The sequence below is a fragment of the Deltaproteobacteria bacterium PRO3 genome, from assembly GCA_030263375.1.
Classification (GTDB): Bacteria; UBA10199; UBA10199; order DSSB01; family DSSB01; genus DSSB01.
Window position 1 is genome coordinate 1 of record SZOV01000027.1, and the last position, 16,615, is coordinate 16,615.

Sequence of the window (16,615 nt, forward strand, 5' to 3'; positions counted from 1 at the left end):
CCACACCTGCTTCTGCACCACGGTGGAGGACGTCACGGACCTGAAGGGCGAGCACTCGGAGCGTTGGCAGAGCTGGGATTCCTGCTTCACCCTCGACTTCTCCTACACCCACGGGGCGGGGCCGCAGCGGGCCTCGACCCGCTCGCGCTACCGGCAGTGGCTTAGTCACAAGCTCGCCACTTGGATCGACCAGTTCGGAAGTTCCGGCTGCGTCGGTTGCGGGCGTTGCATCACCTGGTGTCCGGTGGGCATCGACCTGACGGAGGAAGTCGCGGCCTTGAGGAAGCCCTCGCCATGACCGCCCTCATCCCCCAGCCCGCCGAGATCGTCGAGAAGCGCCGCGAGGCCGAGGGGATCTACACGGTCCGCGTCCGGCTCGCCGCCGCCGAGACGCGGCGCGCCTATCGTTTTCAACCGGGACAATTCAACATGCTCTACGCCTTCGGCGCGGGGGACGTGCCGATGTCGATCGTCTCGGACCCCGAGGACGGCGACGTGATCGGCCACACGCTGCGCGCGGTGGGGCCGGTGACGAAGGCCCTGGCGGCGCTGAAGGAAGGCGAGGTCTTGGGCCTGCGCGGGCCCTTCGGCAGCAGCTGGCCACTTGAAGAGGCGAAGGGAAGGGACGTCCTCATTGTCACCGGCGGCCTGGGCTGCGCGCCGACCCTGGGCGCCTTGCACTACCTATTTCGGCGCCGGGAGAATTACGGCGCCATCAAGATCGTCCACGGCGTGAAGGCCCCGAAGGACCTGATCCTGCACCGGCAGTTCGAGGAGTGGCGGCGCGCCCCGAACACCGAGGTGCACCTTACGGCAGATCAATCCGGCGGGCGCTGGAAGCACAAGGTGGGCCTGGTGCCGCATCTCTTGGTCGAGGTCGCCTTCGATCCGGCGAAGACGATCGTGATGATGTGCGGCCCCGAGGTCATGATGCGGCTGGCGATCAAGCAGTTGATCTACAAGGGCCTTGCCGCCGAGCGCATCTACCTCTCCCTGGAGCGCAATATGAAGTGCGCCCTGGGCTTCTGCGGGCACTGCCAGTTCGGGCCGCAGTTTATCTGCAAGGACGGGCCGGTCCTGCGCTACGACCGGATCCAGGGCATCTTCAACCTCAAGGAAGTCTGAATGGTGAAGCGAAAACCCAAGCTGGCCGTCTGGAAATTCGCCTCTTGCGACGGCTGCCAACTGAGCCTGCTGGACTGCGAGGACGAACTGCTCGCCCTGGCCGACGAGATCGAGATCGCTCAATTCCTGGAGGCCTCGAAGGCCGTGGTCCGCGGCCCCTACGATCTTTCGCTGGTGGAGGGTTCCATCACCACGCCGCAGGACGCCGAGCGGATTCAGCGGGTGCGCCGCGTCTCCAAACACCTCGTCACCATCGGGGCCTGCGCGACGGCGGGCGGCATCCAGGCGCTGCGGAATTTTCAAGACGTGAAGGAATTCACCGCGGCCGTCTACGCGCGCCCGGAATACATCCGGACTCTCGAGCGCAGCACGCCCATCTCCGCCCACGTCCCGGTCGATTTCGAATTGAACGGCTGCCCCATCGACAAGGGGCAGCTGCTGGAGGTGATCGGCGCCTTCTTGAACCACCGCCGCCCGCAGATCCGTTCCCACAGCGTCTGCGTCGAGTGCAAGCGGCGGGGCACGGTCTGCGTGATGGTCGCGCAGGGGATTCCCTGCCTGGGGCCGGTGACCCACGCGGGCTGCGGCGCCCTCTGTCCCGCCTACCGCCGCGGCTGCTACGGCTGTTTCGGACCGATGGAGTCGCCGAACACCGCATCGCTGGGTTTGTGGTGGAAGCGGCTGGGCGTTCCGGCCGAAGACCTGGTGCGGGTCTACCGCACCTTCCAGACGGGGGCCGAGGCCTTCCGCGAGGCGAGCGAGGCGCATGACCAAGAAAAAGGATAAAAAACCCGCCAAGGGTAAGACCCGGACCATCAAGGTCGACTACCTCGCCCGCGTCGAAGGGGAGGGGGCCCTCTACATCCGGCTGAAGGGCGACGAGGTCGCCGACGTGAAGCTGAAGATCTTCGAACCGCCGCGCTTCTTCGAGGCCTTCCTGCGCGGCCGCGCCTTCCGGGAGGCGCCCGACATCACCTCGCGGATCTGCGGGATCTGCCCGGTCGCTTACCAGATGAGCGCGGCCCACGCCGTGGAGGCCGCCCTGGGTCTGCGCGTGGACGGCCCGCTGCGCGCCCTGCGGCGCTTGCTGTATTGCGGCGAGTGGATCGAGAGCCACACCCTGCACATCTACATGCTGCACGCGCCCGACTTCCTAGGCTATCCCGACGCGATCCGCATGGCCAAGGATTTTCCCGAGGTCGTCCAGCGCGGCCTGCGGCTCAAGAAGACCGGCAACGAGATCATGACCCTGGTCGGCGGCCGCGAGGTGCATCCGATCAACGTGCGGGTGGGGGGCTTTTACCGGGCGCCGCGGGTCGAGGAGCTCCGCGCCCTGATCGCGCCGCTGCAATGGGCCCGGGAGGCCGCCCTCGAGACCCTGCGCTGGGCCGCGGGGTTCCGCTTTCCCGATTTCGAGCGCGACTACGAGTTCGTCGCCCTGCGGCACCCGGAGGAGTATCCCCTCAACGAGGGTCGCATCGTCTCCAACCGCGGCCTGGATATCTCCGCCGCGGAGTTCGAGGCGCATTTCGTCGAGGAGCATGTCGCGTATTCCAACGCCCTGCACTGCGTCTTGCGGGAGCGCGGCGCCTATTTCGTCGGGCCCATGGCCCGCTACAACCTGAATTTCGACAGGCTCTCGCACTATGTCCAAGACGCCGCCCGCACGGTCGGGATGGGGCCGACGGAGCGCAACCCCTTCAAGAGCATCCTGGTGCGAAGCGTCGAGGTGCTCTACGCCTGCGACGAGGCCCTGCGGATCGTCGAGCAATATCAGGCGCCGGAGCGGGATTTCCTAGAGGCCCCGCCGTGCGCGGCCGAGGGTCATGCCTGCACCGAGGCGCCGCGCGGCATCCTCTACCATCGCTATCGCCTGGACGCCACGGGGGCGATCAAGGAGGCCAAGATCGTCCCGCCGACCTCCCAGAACCAAAAGACCATCGAGGCGGACCTATGGCGCTTCATCCCGCCCTACGTCCGCCTGCCGCAGGAGGAGCTGCGGGGCTACTGCGAGCAGGCCGTCCGCAACTACGACCCATGCATCTCCTGCGCCACGCATTTCTTGAAGTTGGAGGTGGAACGGGGATGAAGCGTGTCATCGGCATCGGCAACGATTTTAGGCGGGACGACGCCGCGGGCCTCGTGGTCGCGCGGGCCTTGAAGGCGCGGGCGCCGGCAGGCTGCGAGGTGCTGGAGGCCAGCGGGGAGGGCGCCCAACTGATGGAGCTTTGGAAGGGCGCCGAGGCGGTGATCCTGATCGACGCCCTGCAATCCGGGCATCCGCCCGGCGCCATCCGGCGCTTCGCGGCCCACCGCGAGGCCTTGCCGGCCCGGAGTTTTCGTTATTCCACACATGCCTTCAGCCTGGGCGAGGCGATCGAGCTGGCTAGGGCCCTGGGGGAAATCCCGCCGCGCCTGGAGGTCTTCGGGATCGAGGGCCGGGATTTCTCCGCCGGGGAGGGGCTCTCTCCCGAGGTTGCGGCGGCGGCACGGGCGCTTGCTGAGGAAATCTTTGCTATAATGAGGGAACCATGAAAGTCGCGGTCTTGGGGGCCGGCGCCTTCGGCACAGCCTTCTGCAAAATCCTGGAACGCCACGATCACGAGATTCGCCTCTGGGCCTGGACCGAGGAGGAGGCGAAGGGGCTCCGTCAGACGCGACAGAATCCCAACATGCCCGGCGTCATGCTCGCGCCAGGCGTGAAGGTGACGAGCGACCTCCAAGAGGCCCTGACAGGCGCCTCACTGGTCGTCGGCGTGACTCCCTTCAACGCGATTCGCGGGACACTCGCCCAGGCCAAGGCCTTTTTGGAACCCAACGCCGTCCTGGTCAACGGCTCGAAGGGGCTGGAGATGGAAAGCTTCCGGACAGCGGAACAGATCTACCGCGAGGTCCTGCCGGCCGAGATTGCGGAGCGCGCGGTCTTCGTCTCGGGGCCGACCTTCGCCAAGGAGCTGGCCGCCGGACTGCCCGCGGCCTTGGTCGGGGCGTCCCAACGTCCGGAATCGGTCGATTGGGTCCGCGAGGCGATCGCCTCCCCGACCTTCCGGATCTTTTCCTCGAAGGACACCGTCGGCGTCTGCCTGGCCGGGGCCTTGAAGAACGTCTACGCCATCGCGGCCGGCGCCTCCGACAGCCTGGGCTACGGCCTCAACGCCCGCGCGGCGCTCATTTCGCGGGCCTCCGCCGAGATGACCCAGCTGGGCGTCAAGCTGGGCGCGGATCCGATGACCTTCATGGGCCTGGCGGGCATCGGCGACCTGGTGCTGACCTGCACCGGCGACCTGTCGCGCAACCGCCGCCTGGGCCTCGCCCTGGGCGAGGGGAAGACGCCGGAGCAGGCCTTCGCAGAGCTTCACGGCATCGCGGAGGGCTATTACACGGCCCGCGCCATCCACCGCATGAGCCGAAAGCTCAAGATCAAGCTGCCGATCGCCCACCTGATCTACCGCTTTCTCTTCGAGGGTCTCGAGCTGCACCAGGCCGTGAAGATCCTCCTCTCCCTGCACACCGACCACGAGGTGAACTATGCATGAGGCCCATCTCATCCAAGACCTGATCCACAAGATCGAAAAGATCGCCGCGGAAAACGGCGGGGGGCGCGTGGTCGGCGTTCGCGTCAAGCTGGGGGCCTTAAGCCACATGTCCGCCGCGCACTTTCGCGAGCACTTCGAACAGGCCTCGCGGGGCACCCTCGCGGCCGGGGCGGCCCTGGTTGCTGAAGAATTGAAGGACATTCACGACCCCCGGGCCCAGGACATCCTGCTGGAGAGCGTGGAGCTCGCGGAGTGAACATGGAAGCGTCGCGGCTGCGCCTGGAGATCGGCGGGGTGGTGCAGGGGGTCGGCTTCCGGCCCTTCGTCTACCGCCTGGCCCGCGAGCTGGGGCTGGCGGGCTGGGTGTGTAATTCCGCGGCGGGGGCGAGCCTCGAGCTGGAAGGAAGCGAGGCGGCCCTGGAGGGTTTTCTGCTCCGTCTCCCGCGGGAGAAACCGCCGCACGCGGAGATCGCCCATCTCGAGGTCCGCAAGATCCCGGTCCGAGGCGAGGGCGCCTTCGAGATCCGGCCCAGCCTTGCGGGAGAAAAGACGGCCGCGATCCTCCCGGACCTCGCCGCCTGCCAGGACTGCCTCGCGGAGCTCTTCGACCCCGCCGACCGGCGCTACCGCTATCCCTTTCTCAACTGCACCCGCTGCGGGCCGCGCTTCAGCATCCTCGAGGCCTTGCCCTACGACCGGGCCAACACCACGATGAGGGGTTTTGCGATGTGCGAGGCCTGCCGGGCGGAGTACGAGGATCCCCGCGACCGCCGCTTCCACGCCCAACCAATCGCCTGCCCGCATTGCGGGCCGCGGCTGGAATATTGGGACGCGGAGGGCCGCGCGCTGGCGGAGCGGGAAGAGGCTCTGCCATGCGCCGTCCGGGCCGTGCGGGCGGGGAAGATCCTGGCCCTCAAGGGACTCGGCGGATTTCACCTGATCGCGGACGCGCGCAACGACGAGGCCTTGGCGCGCCTGCGGCGGCGGAAGGCGCGGGAGGAGAAACCCTTCGCCCTGATGTTTCCGTCGCTGGCGGCGCTGCGCGGGGCCACCGAGGTCTCGGAGCTGGACGCGAGGTGGCTTCAGTCCGCCGAGGCCCCCATCGTCCTGCTGCGCAGGCGGGCCGCGGCGGGGCTTTCCACCGCCGTCGCGCCGGGAAACCCTTACTTGGGCGCGATGCTTCCCTACACGCCCCTGCACCATCTCCTGATGGCGGAGTGGGGATTTCCCGTGGTGGCGACCAGTGGAAACCGCGCCGAGGAGCCGATCTGCACCCGCGAGTCCGAGGCCTTGGAGCGCCTGGGCGGCATCGCGGACGCTTTTTTGGTACACGATCGGCCCATCGCGCGCCCGGTGGACGATTCGATCCTCCGGGTGATGGCGGGCCGCGAGATGCTCCTGCGGCGCTCCCGCGGCTTTGCGCCCCTGTCGGTGGCGGTGCCGATTTCGAGGCCGGTCCTGGCCCTGGGCGCCCATCTCAAGAACACCGTGGCCCTCGGCGTCTCGGACCGGGTCTACGTCAGCCAACACTTGGGCGACCTGCAAACGCCGCAGGCCATGGCCGCCTTCGCCGAGGCGGCCGAGCGCTTGCAGGCCTGCTACGAGACCCGTCCGGAGGCCGTAGCCTGCGACCTGCATCCCGACTACGCCTCCACGCATTTCGCCGAAAGCTTCGGCCGGCCCTTGCGGCGCGTGCAGCACCATCATGCGCACGTCGTTGCTTGCATGGCGGAGCAGGGCTTGGAGGGAAGGGTGTTGGGCGTCGCCTGGGACGGCCTCGGCTACGGCCCCGACGGGACGCTGTGGGGAGGGGAGTTTCTGCTGGCGACGCGCGCGGCCTTCGAGCGGGCGGGGTATTTTCTGCCCTTCCCCTTGCCCGGAGGCGAGCGGGCGCTGCGCGAGCCGAGGCGCGTCGCCCTGGGACTGCTCCACGAGGCCCTGGGTCCGGCGGGCCTCGCCGATTTCCAGGGTCCGCTGCGCGCCGCATTTTCCCCGGCGGAGTGGAGGCTGTTGCGGGAGATGATGGAGAAGGGGCTGCAATGTCCGCGCAGCAGCGGCGTCGGCCGCCTCTTCGACGCCGTGGCGGCCCTGATCGGCCTGCGCCGGGTCCAAAATTTCGAAGGGCAGGCCGCGATGGAGCTGGAGTTTTTGTGCGAGGAGGCGGATGATATCGTCGGATATTCCTTGGAAACCCGTCCCGAAAGGGAGGGTTTCATCTTGGATTGGCGCCCGATGCTGCGGGAGCTCTTGTGCGATCTCGCGCAAGGCACGGCGCGGGCCCGGATCGCCCGCCGTTTCCACCTAGGCCTTGTCGAGGGTCTCTTGCAGGCGGCGCGCCTCGCAGGGGAGCGAAGGGTCGTGTTGACCGGCGGCTGTTTTCAAAATAAATTCCTCCTCGAGGCGGCCCTGCGGCGCCTGGAAGAGGCGGGCTTCGAGCCCTATTGGCACCGGAGCATCCCCCCCAACGACGGCGGGATCTCCCTGGGACAGGCGGCCGTCGTCGCCGCGCAGGATCGAGGTTGAGCGATGTGTCTGGCCATTCCCGGAAAAATCGTTCGCTTGCTTCAGGAGGAGCCGCTCCGCCGCACGGGCAAGGTGGATTTCGGGGGCATCTTGAAGGAGGTCAACCTCTCCTACGTCCCTGAGGCCGGGGTGGGCGATTACGTGATCGTCCACGTGGGATTCGCGATCAGCCGGGTGGAGGAAAGCGAGGCCCGTAAGGTCTTCGAGTACCTTGCGGAACTGGAAGGTCTCGCGGAGATCGAGGCGCCTTCATGAAATACCTCGAGGAATACCGAGACGCCGCGGCCGCCCGGGGCTTTGCCCGCGCCATCGCGCGCGCCGCACGGCGTCCCTGGACCCTGATGGAGGTCTGCGGAGGACAGACCCACGCCATCGTCAAGTACGGCTTGGACGAACTGCTCCCGCCCGGCGTCACCCTGGTGCACGGCCCCGGCTGTCCCGTCTGCGTCACGCCGCTCGAGGTCCTCGACCGCGCGATCGCGATCGCCTCGCGGCCCGGCGTCGTTTTCTGCTCCTTCGGCGACATGCTCCGCATCCCCGGAAGCCGCAAGGACCTGCTGAGCGTCCAGGCCACCGACGGTGACGTCCGCATCGTATACTCCCCGCTGGACGCCCTCCGGATCGCGGAGGAAAATCCCCAAAAAGAGGTGGTGTTCTTCGCGGTGGGCTTCGAGACCACCGCGCCGGCCAACGCGATGGCGGTGTATCAGGCGCGCGAGCGCGGCTTGAAGAACTTCTCCCTGCTGGTCAGCCAGGTCCTGGTGCCGCCCGCGATGGAGGGCATCCTCGCCTCCCCGCTGAACCGCGTGCAGGGCTTCCTGGCGGCCGGGCATGTCTGCACGATCATGGGCGTCGAGGAGTACGGGCCGATCGCGCAAAAATACCGTGTCCCGATCGTGGTGACGGGCTTCGAGCCGGTGGACATCCTCCAAGGGATTTATCTGTGCGTGCGACAGTTGGAAGAGGGAAGGGCCGAGGTGGAAAACCAATACGCCCGCTCGGTGCGCCGCGAGGGGAACCTCCACGCCCGGCGGATGATCGAACGGGTCTTCCGGGTGATTCCCCGGCAATGGCGCGGCATCGGCGAGATCCCGCGGAGCGGCCTGGGGCTCTCGGAGGAGTTTTCCGATTTCGACGCCGAGCTCCGCTTCGGCGTCCGGGACCTGCGCGTGGAGGAAAACCCCGAGTGCCTGAGCGGACTGATCCTGCAGGGGATCAAGAAGCCGCCCGAGTGCCCCGCCTTCGGGACCCGCTGTACTCCGGAGCATCCCCTGGGCGCGACGATGGTCTCCACCGAGGGCGCCTGCGCCGCCTATTACCGTTATCGCGGGAGGGCCGCATGTCCCTGAGCTGTCCCATCCCGCTAAGCGACTACCCTCACATCCTGCTCGGACACGGCGGCGGCGGGCGCCTGACGCACCAGCTGATCCAAAAGATGTTCCTGGCCGCCTTCGGCAATCCGACCCTCGAGCTGCAGCACGACGCGGCCCAGCTGGAGCTCAAGGGCAATCGCCTCGCCTTCACCACCGACTCCTACGTGGTCCGGCCGCTCTTCTTCCCCGGCGGAGACATCGCCGCCATGGCCGTGCACGGGACGGTCAACGACCTGGCCATGGTCGGCGCTCGGCCGCTTTACCTGAGCGCGGCCTTCATCCTCGAGGAGGGCTTCCCAATGGAGAGCCTCTGGCGGCTGGTCCTGTCGATGCGAGACGCGGCCCGCGAGGCCTGCGTGCAGATCGTCGCCGGGGACACGAAGGTGGTGAACAAGGGCAAAGGTGACGGGGTGTTTATCAATACCTCGGGCGTGGGAGTTCTGGAATATCCGGGCCGCATCGCCCCGCAAGAGCTGAAGGAGGGCGACGTCGCCCTGCTCAGCGGCGACCTGGGGCGCCACGGGATCGCGATCCTGTCCGCGCGCGAAGGGCTCGGCTTCGAGACCACGATCGAAAGCGATTCGGCTCCGCTGGCGGGCCTGGTCCTGGACCTGCTCGGCGCGGGCTTTTCTATCCGCTGCATGCGCGACCTGACCCGCGGGGGCCTGGCCACGGCCTTGGTCGAGATCGCCGAGGCCTCGGGCCTGGGGATCGCGATCGAGGAGGCGGCGGTGCCGGTCTGTGAGCCGGTCCGCGGGGCCTGCGAGATCCTGGGGCTGGACCCCCTCTACGTGGCGAACGAGGGACGCTTTGCGCTCTTCGTTCCCGAGGCGCAGGCGGAAGCGGCCTTGGAACGGATGCGAAGGCATCCCCTGGGGCGGGACGCGTCACGGATCGGGACGGTGGGTCCCCGGTTAGGCGTGAGCCTGAAGAGCCGGATGGGCGTGGATCGCGTCCTCGACCGGATCAGCGGCGAGCAGCTGCCGCGTATCTGTTGAAAGGCGACATGGATCTCTACGAGGCCATTTTTCATTCCGCGAAGCTCGGCATCGTCATCTCGAACGCCGAGGGCGTCATCGAGCGGGTCAACCCCTTCGCGAACCAGCTCTTCGGCTACGAGGGCGAGGAGCTGATCGGAAAGAAGGTCGAAGTGCTCTTGCCCGAGACGCTGCGCGAGCGGCACGTCGCCCACCGCCACGACTTCAACGCCCATCCCAAGGCGCGGGCGATGGGCATGGGGATGGATCTCGCCGGAAGGAGGAAGGACGGGACGCTCTTCCCCGTGGAGGTGAGCCTTGCGCCTTACGAACGGCTGGGCAAGCGGGAGATCGTAAGTTTCGTCAGCGACATCTCCGAGCGCAAGCGGACCGCGGACGCATTAAAGGCCTTGAACGCCGAATTGGAAAGGAAGGTGGGCGAGCGAACGCAGGAACTCTCCCAGGCCTTTCTCGAGCTTCGGCAGGGCAACCTGAACCTCCAACAGGAGATGGAGCAGCGCAAGAAGGCCGAGCGCGCCGTGCAGGAGGCCTTGGAGAGGGAAAGGGAGCTCAACGAGCTAAAGTCGCGCTTCGTGGCGACCGCCTCCCACGAGTTTCGGACCCCGCTCAGCGCCATCCTGAGCTCCGCAGCGCTGCTTTCACGGTACCGCGCCCCGGAGGACGCCGAGAAGCGCGAACGGCATATCCAGACGATCAAGACCGCCGTGCAAAACTTGAACGGCATCCTCAATGACTTTCTATCCCTGGAAAAGATCGAGCAGGGGAGGGTCGAATACCGGATCAGCCGCTTTTCCTTGGCGGCACTGGGCCGGGAACTGGCGGGGGAAATGCAGGCCCTGGCCAAGCCGGGGCAGCGGATCCATCATCGCCACCGGGGGGAGGACGAACCCGTGCTTCTGGAAAAGACCTTGCTGCGCGGCATCCTGCTCAACCTTTTGTCCAACGCGGTCAAGTATTCGCCCGAGGAGAAGGAGATCTGCCTGTGCACGGAGATCGGCGACTCCGAGATCCGCATCGTCGTGGAGGACCACGGCATCGGCATCCCCGCCTCCGAGCAGAAGCATCTCTTCGAGACCTTCTTTCGCGCGAAGAACACCGGGAATATCCAAGGAACGGGCCTGGGCTTGAACATCGTCAAGCATTACCTCGACATGATGGGCGGGGTGATCCAGGTGGAAAGCCTGGAAAACCGAGGCACCACCTTCAAGATATTCCTGCCCAAATCGCGAGGAACACCGCCATGAAAAAGATCCTGCTCATCGAGGACGACCCCGCGGTCCGCGGCAACACGGCCGAGATCCTCGAACTGGCCAGCTACAAGGTCGTCGCCGCGGAAAACGGGAAAAAGGGGCTCCAGGCGGTCAAGGAGGCCAAGCCCGATCTCGTCATCTGCGACGTCATGATGCCGGAATTGGACGGCTACGGCGTTTTGCACATCCTCTCCAAGGATCCCGAGACCGCCGGCATCCCCTTCATCTTTCTCAGCGCGAAGGCCGAGAAGGGGGAGATCCGCAAGGGGATGGACCTAGGCGCCGACGACTACCTGACCAAGCCCTTCGAGGAGACGGAGCTGCTCAACGCCGTCGAGGCGCGGCTGAAGAAGAGCGAAGGACTGCGGCGGGAATTCTCCCGCGACCTCGAGGGCCTGACGCGATTCCTGGACGAGGCTCGAGGCTTTCGGGAGCTGGAAAAGCTCTCCAAGCAATTTCCGGTGGCGGTCTACAAGAAGAAGGAAACGATCTACCAGGAGGGGGACGCGCCCCGTTATCTTTTCTTCCTCAACCGCGGCAAGGTCAAGACCGTCAAACTCCACGACGAGGGCAAGGAGTACGTCACCGGACTCTACCAAAAGGGCGATTTCTTCGGCTACGGTCCCTTATTGGAGGAGGCGAATTATTCCGAGTCCGCCGCGGCCTTCGAGGAATGCGAGATCTGCAAGATCCCCAAGGAAGACTTTCTCTCCCTCGTCTATCGGAACCGCGACGTCGCCGCGAAGTTCATCCAGATGCTCTCCGGAGACGTCGCCGAGCGGGAAAGGCAGCTGTTGAGCTTCGCCTATGACTCGGTGCGTAAGCGGGTGGCGGAGGTCCTGGTGAAGCTCTCGGAAGGCCTGTTTCGCGGGGAGGGGAAGACGGCCCGCTTGAGCATCCACCGGGAGGACTTGGCGGCGATGGCGGGGACGGCTTCGGAGACCGTGATCCGGGCCTTGAGCGAATTCAAGCAGGACGGCTACATCAAGGTCGAGGGACGGGACATCCTCGTGGTCGATCCGGAGGGCCTGCGCCAGGTCCAATAACCCCGCGAAAAATGATAGGTATCAGGATTTTTCCTGACTGAAATCATCATCCTTCCGGGGCGGAGGGTTTAATCTAAGGAGGTGAAAAAAATCTTGATCCCGACGGATTTCACCCCCGCCTCCCGGCGGGCGCTTGATTTCGGCGTCTCGATCTTCGAGACGAGCGGGGTCGGAGCCAAGCTTATCCTGGTCAACACCTTCCCGTTTCCCGTGACCTCTTCGAATTCCTGGGTGGAGATCCACGACGAGTGGAAGAAGAACTCCAACCGGGCCCTCGAGGCCGAGCTCGAAAATGCGAAGCGCATCCATGGCCCGAAAAATATCTCTTTCGAAACCCTGTCCTTCATCGGTTCCCTCGATAACGTGCTGGTATACATGGTGAAGGAGCGGGGCATCGACTGCGTCATTTGGGGGATGCAGCCGGACTCCGCGAAAGAGGAGGAGATTGCGCGGGTCCTGAGCCGGGTTTCGTGCCCCGTCCTGGTGGTGCCGTCGTAATTTTCGCCCCGGTCCGCCTAGCCAATCATTTACGGCATCTCGCTCCGACCCTGAATCCCGCCCACACCGTCACCGCCAAGGCGAAGCAAAGCGCAAACTGGCGCGGGGCTCCGAGCGGATTTTCCGTCGAACTGAGGGCGCAACCCCCGCTCTTGACCGACGTTGCGCGGCAGGAACCGTCCGTGTCGAAGGGGCACGAGTCCAAGTGATCGAGCTGTCCGTCGTTGTCGTCGTCGCCGTCGCAGGCGTCGCCTAGGCCGTCGCCGTCCGTCTCGGTCTGCGCGGGATTGTGGTGGTCGGGGCAGTTGTCGTAGTCGTCGTGGATGCCGTCCCGGTCGCGGTCGGCCAGCGCCTTGGTGCCCGGAGGCGGAGGATTGCCGACCAGGCCGCCGCAAAACTGAGCCGCGGGCAGGGACTGGCCGGCGCAGGAACCCGCCAGGTCCGCCGCGGCGGGGACCCAGGGGACGTCCCAGTCCGCGTTGTCCGGGAAACACTCGGGCGCGGGGCGCCGGTCGACGTCGTCGGCGACGAAATCTCCCGGCAGGGTGACGCGGAAGCCGATGCAGCGGGTCTTGAGGACGCCGTTCTCCATAAAGGCGGGGCAGTCGATGTCGCGCACCGACCAGCTGCAGATGTCGTGCTTCACGTCCTCGCCGAGCACCTGGATGCACTCGTTATAGAGGTCGGGATCGTCGGCCTGCAGCGTGGCGGAACATTGGCAGGCGTCGTTTTTCCATTCGCAGAAGCTTTTCGGCTGGCAGGCGTCCTGTTTGGCCAAGGCGTAATTGTCGGCGAAGACGCTCATGTCCACCGTCACGCTGAGGATGCCCATCGCGGGGTCGTAGCTTGGCGGATCCCAGGGCCAGTTCAAGTCTTGGAACTGCAGCGCCAAGGTGCCCAGGTCGACGCTCACCGCCTGGACGTTGGTGTTTTGGAAATTCGGGTGATTGGCGCCGACGTACAATTGGTAGGTCTGCCGCGTGGTCGGCTGCGCGTAGACGAGGAAGACGTAGTAGGACTGATCGGCCTGAAAGATGTTTTTCAGCGCGGCGTTCTGCTGCGAGGCGGGACCGTCCGTCGTCGCGATGTAATACTTCCCGTGGTTGGCGGTCAAGTTGATGCGGCCCCCGATGGCGGGGCCCATCATGCGGATCTTCGTGGTGTTGGTTGCCGGCGGGTTTTCCTTAGGATTGAGGTACTGTCGATAGAGCGGCACGCCGTAGCAGCCCGAGGTGCAGTTGGCGTTCCATTGAGCTTGGTCGCAGCCGGTGCCGCAGCCCGGGTAGACGACGGTCGTCACGTGCTCGTAGGGGCTGGTCTTGGCCGTCGCGTCGGACTCGCATTCCAGGACCTCGAGCGGGGCGTTGAAGAAGGGGTCCTCGTTGACCGAGACGGTGGCCTTCAGGCCGGTCAGCGAGCCGTCGTCGTCGTTCAATATGGTTTGACGGTCGATGGCCGTGAAGTTGTCGAAGGCGGCGGGGTTCCAGGTGGCGTAGCGATTCTTTACCTCCTGCACGTTCGTCTTGAACCAAGAGCCCGGCGTCTCGGCCGCGAAGAGGGGCTCGATCACGAAGTGGCGGATGTCCACGCCCTCGAAGAAGAGGTTCGTCGAGTGGAAGGCCGGCGGGTAATAGAAGCCGTTGGACTGCTTCCAGGCGATCGCGGCGTTGGGCAAGTAGCCCTTGCCCGTGGCCGGGTCGCCCGGCATGCCCAGGACCTTCCCGTACATCCAACCGCTGTTGTTGCACTGCTGGTTGACGTTGGGAAAGGGGCAGTCGGCGATCGTAGCCTTATGGATGTTCAAAAAGGCGTTGGAGTCCTGGAGGGAAGGGCCGTCGTAGATATTGAAGAAGCGCTGGTTCATGCCGAAGTTGCTGAGCGGCATGGCGATGCCCTCGTCCACGGAGAGACAGTAGTTGATGTCGGTATTGTCGCACTTCAGTCCCTTCAGCTTGCCGTCCGGCGTTTGCAAGGGGTTGAAGGGCCCGGCGTCGGAGACGAAGGGGTTCAGGACCGCCTGAGTGGCGGGGTCTACCGCGTTTTGGGCATGGCCGATGAAGACGTTCTGCCGCGCCAGCATCCAGTTGCCGGGGATGACCGAGGAGTGGGTGTAGTCGCCGCCGGTGACGAAGGTCAGCCCCGCGTTTTGCACGTCGGTCAGGACGCTCTTGAGCATCAGGAACCAGCGGGGCCTCAGCCAGATCGCCGAGAAATTGGTCTCCGCCCAATGGAACGACGAGGTGTATTGGTCGAGCACCGTGACCATGCAGGCCTGGCGGTTGCTGGCGGAGCAGACCGGGACGGCGCTGCAATCGGTGTCGTCGCAGCGGGTATAGGCCGGCAGCGTCTGAGAGACGATGGGATAATAGGACTCTTGGGACTTATCCGTGTTGGGCGCGGGGGCCAGGGGATTCGGGACCGCAGTCAGGCGCAGCGAGCCGTCCTCGACGCCGTGGCAGACCGCCGAGTCGGGCGTGGAATTGAAGGAGTTCATCGCGCTGCTGCAGAAGTTTCCTTTGAACTTTTTGATGGGCGCGGTCCCGCCGCGGGCCAGGCCGGCCTGGATGGAGGCATAGGACTCCCAGGTCATGTGCCGCGAGTGCCCGCTGATCGAGCCCAGGACGGGCCAGTAGCAGGCGCCGCAGGCGGTGGCGCCGGCCGCCATGTTGTATTCGAAGTCGTTCCAGCCGTTCATCATCCAAAACACCGAGGGGCGCACGACGTCGGACTGGTAGGCGAAGAAGGGCGAGGCCAGACCGCCGGGGATGGAGGCGGCCGAGAGGATGCCGGGCACCTTGCGGGGATTTTGCGCGTTGTCCACCGCAGCGCGCGCCAGGACGCCCAAGTTGGAATGGAGCTTGTTGTCGGTTTCGGTCCCGTCTTCCAGGTAGAAACCATGGCCGATCGAGAGATAGCCGACGTTTCTAGCCAGCGTCACCTGCTGGGCGCCGTGCAGGGTGATCCATCGGGTCATCGAGTCGTGGATCGAGTTGTCCTGGACGAGGGTGTCCGGCGGCGTTTGGCGGGCATGGTGGAAATGGATCGGGTAGTGACCGATGCGTCCGCCTTGCCCCAACTGGTAGAATTCGACGCCCTGAATCTTGACGTCCTTGGCGCCCTGCCGGATCACCGTGTGTCCGCCGAAATAGTAGGGGTGCTGCTGGCCGGGCTGTTCCGTCGAGGGAACCAGCTGGTCCGCCGGAGGAAAGCAGTCGTAGTCGCAGTCGGACTTGGCCGGATCGAAGCTGTCGCCCGCCGACACTATGCGGATGCTGCGCGTCAAGAGCCCGACGGCGGCGCGGGTCTCGGCGGTGGCGCCCGCGAGCTTGAGTCGGTCGGGCAGGGAGTTCAGCGGAAAGGCCTCGCCGTTGTGGACGTACTTCACGGGCTGTTTCAGGGTGAGGGTCTTGCGGTCGGCGGCGATCTGCTCGATCTCGAGGCGCTCGGAGTGGCCGGGGAGATAATCGGTCGTGGTCAGGACGATCCAATCGCCGGCCTCCCAGTCGACCTCGCGGTCGAGGATGAGGGTGCTTTCGCCCGCCTTGACCGTCTGGGCCAAGCGCACCCAGCTGGTGCCGGAGCTGGAAGAATCGAGGTTGCCGTAGCTCGCCCCTTTCTTTCCGAAAAGCTGGAGCGTCCCGCCGAAGGAGACGCCGAGGACCTTGTAGCCGAAATAGCGGTCCGGGGCGCCGTCGTCGGCGGGCAATGTGCCGTAGGTGTAGAAGTAATCGAAGACCCGACACTGCTCGAGAGGGGTGTCCGGGGCGTCGGGCGGGAGGCAGACCTTGCTCGCGCCGTTGCTGCTCCAGATGGCGGCGGGGACGCCGCAGCTGGCGTCTGTTTGACAGGCCACGCCGGTGCCGCCGGGCCCCTGGTCCGCGCCGTAGAGGTGAATCGTCACGGCGCCGCCGGCGCTGCCGATGGGCGCGCCGGGCGAGCCCGCCACCAGGCTTCCGCCGTTCTCGACCAGGATGTTCTTGGCCCAGAAGTCGATGGCCTGATCTTGAAAGGTCAGGCTTCCGCCGTTGACGATGTTGACGTTGCCGTAATGAAAGGTGCCCGCGCCCGCGCTGCAGGGGGCGCTGAGGACGATGTCCTCGCCGCTGCCGGGGGCCAGGGTTCCGCCGGGGCAGGGATCGGGCGCGGCCGCGACCGGGCTTGGCGTCGAAAGCTTTCCGAAGGCGACTAAAAAGGCAAAGACGAGGGCCGCATAGAAAAAGAACCTTCGTTCGAGCATGAGAGCCCCGCTTTCCCTGAAAAGATGGA

At 65.8% G+C, this 16,615-nt stretch carries 15 protein-coding genes; 14 read left to right on the top strand and 1 reads right to left on the bottom strand.

Annotated features, from left to right (window positions below):
• From FBR05_06080 to FBR05_06145, 14 genes are all read left to right on the top strand, one after another.
• Window positions 1-298: sulfite reductase subunit A (locus FBR05_06080; GenBank protein ID MDL1871756.1), on the top strand; the 298-nt coding region annotated here is incomplete at its 5' end.
• Window positions 295-1,125: a Ni/Fe hydrogenase subunit gamma gene (locus tag FBR05_06085; protein MDL1871757.1), complete on the top strand. Its 831-nt coding sequence runs from the start codon at window positions 295-297 to the stop codon at window positions 1,123-1,125. The genes FBR05_06080 and FBR05_06085, both read left to right, overlap by 4 nt.
• A complete protein-coding gene (locus tag FBR05_06090) occupies window positions 1,126-1,911 on the top strand; it encodes an oxidoreductase (GenBank protein MDL1871758.1) in 786 nt (261 codons plus the stop codon). It begins immediately after the preceding gene.
• Window positions 1,892-3,214 carry a Ni/Fe hydrogenase subunit alpha gene (locus FBR05_06095; protein ID MDL1871759.1) on the top strand — a complete coding sequence of 441 codons (1,323 nt, stop codon included), beginning with the start codon at window positions 1,892-1,894 and terminating at the stop codon, window positions 3,212-3,214. Before FBR05_06090 ends, FBR05_06095 begins: the two co-directional genes overlap by 20 nt.
• On the top strand, window positions 3,211-3,660 hold the full coding sequence (locus FBR05_06100) for a hydrogenase maturation protease (protein MDL1871760.1): 450 nt from the start codon (window positions 3,211-3,213) through the stop codon (window positions 3,658-3,660). Before FBR05_06095 ends, FBR05_06100 begins: the two co-directional genes overlap by 4 nt.
• A complete protein-coding gene (locus FBR05_06105) occupies window positions 3,657-4,661 on the top strand; it encodes an NAD(P)-dependent glycerol-3-phosphate dehydrogenase (protein MDL1871761.1) in 1,005 nt (334 codons plus the stop codon). The genes FBR05_06100 and FBR05_06105 overlap by 4 nt, the downstream gene beginning before the upstream one ends.
• A complete protein-coding gene (locus tag FBR05_06110; GenBank protein MDL1871762.1) occupies window positions 4,654-4,917 on the top strand; it encodes a hydrogenase maturation nickel metallochaperone HypA in 264 nt (87 codons plus the stop codon). Before FBR05_06105 ends, FBR05_06110 begins: the two co-directional genes overlap by 8 nt.
• Window positions 4,918-4,919: 2 nt before the next feature.
• Window positions 4,920-7,184, top strand: coding sequence for a carbamoyltransferase HypF (gene hypF / locus FBR05_06115; GenBank protein MDL1871763.1), 2,265 nt, complete (start codon window positions 4,920-4,922; stop codon window positions 7,182-7,184).
• A 3-nt stretch (window positions 7,185-7,187) separates the two neighbouring features.
• On the top strand, window positions 7,188-7,439 hold the full coding sequence (locus FBR05_06120; GenBank protein MDL1871764.1) for a HypC/HybG/HupF family hydrogenase formation chaperone: 252 nt from the start codon (window positions 7,188-7,190) through the stop codon (window positions 7,437-7,439).
• Window positions 7,436-8,533: a hydrogenase formation protein HypD gene (gene hypD / locus FBR05_06125; GenBank protein MDL1871765.1), complete on the top strand. Its 1,098-nt coding sequence runs from the start codon at window positions 7,436-7,438 to the stop codon at window positions 8,531-8,533. Before FBR05_06120 ends, hypD begins: the two co-directional genes overlap by 4 nt.
• Entirely contained in the window at window positions 8,524-9,555 is a 1,032-nt protein-coding gene (hypE, locus tag FBR05_06130; protein ID MDL1871766.1) for a hydrogenase expression/formation protein HypE, read from the top strand. Before hypD ends, hypE begins: the two co-directional genes overlap by 10 nt.
• Before the next feature lie 8 nt (window positions 9,556-9,563).
• A complete protein-coding gene (locus FBR05_06135; protein ID MDL1871767.1) occupies window positions 9,564-10,799 on the top strand; it encodes a PAS domain S-box protein in 1,236 nt (411 codons plus the stop codon).
• A complete protein-coding gene (locus FBR05_06140) occupies window positions 10,796-11,851 on the top strand; it encodes a response regulator (GenBank protein MDL1871768.1) in 1,056 nt (351 codons plus the stop codon). The genes FBR05_06135 and FBR05_06140 overlap by 4 nt, the downstream gene beginning before the upstream one ends.
• A gap of 81 nt (window positions 11,852-11,932) precedes the next feature.
• Window positions 11,933-12,349 (top strand): universal stress protein, encoded by a 417-nt coding sequence (locus tag FBR05_06145; GenBank protein ID MDL1871769.1) that lies wholly within the window; start codon window positions 11,933-11,935, stop codon window positions 12,347-12,349.
• Window positions 12,350-12,374: 25 nt separating this feature from the next.
• Here the strand turns inward: FBR05_06145 and FBR05_06150 are convergent, their stop codons facing one another.
• A complete protein-coding gene (locus tag FBR05_06150; GenBank protein MDL1871770.1) occupies window positions 12,375-16,586 on the bottom strand; it encodes a hypothetical protein in 4,212 nt (1,403 codons plus the stop codon).
• Between the last annotated feature and the right edge of the window lie 29 nt (window positions 16,587-16,615).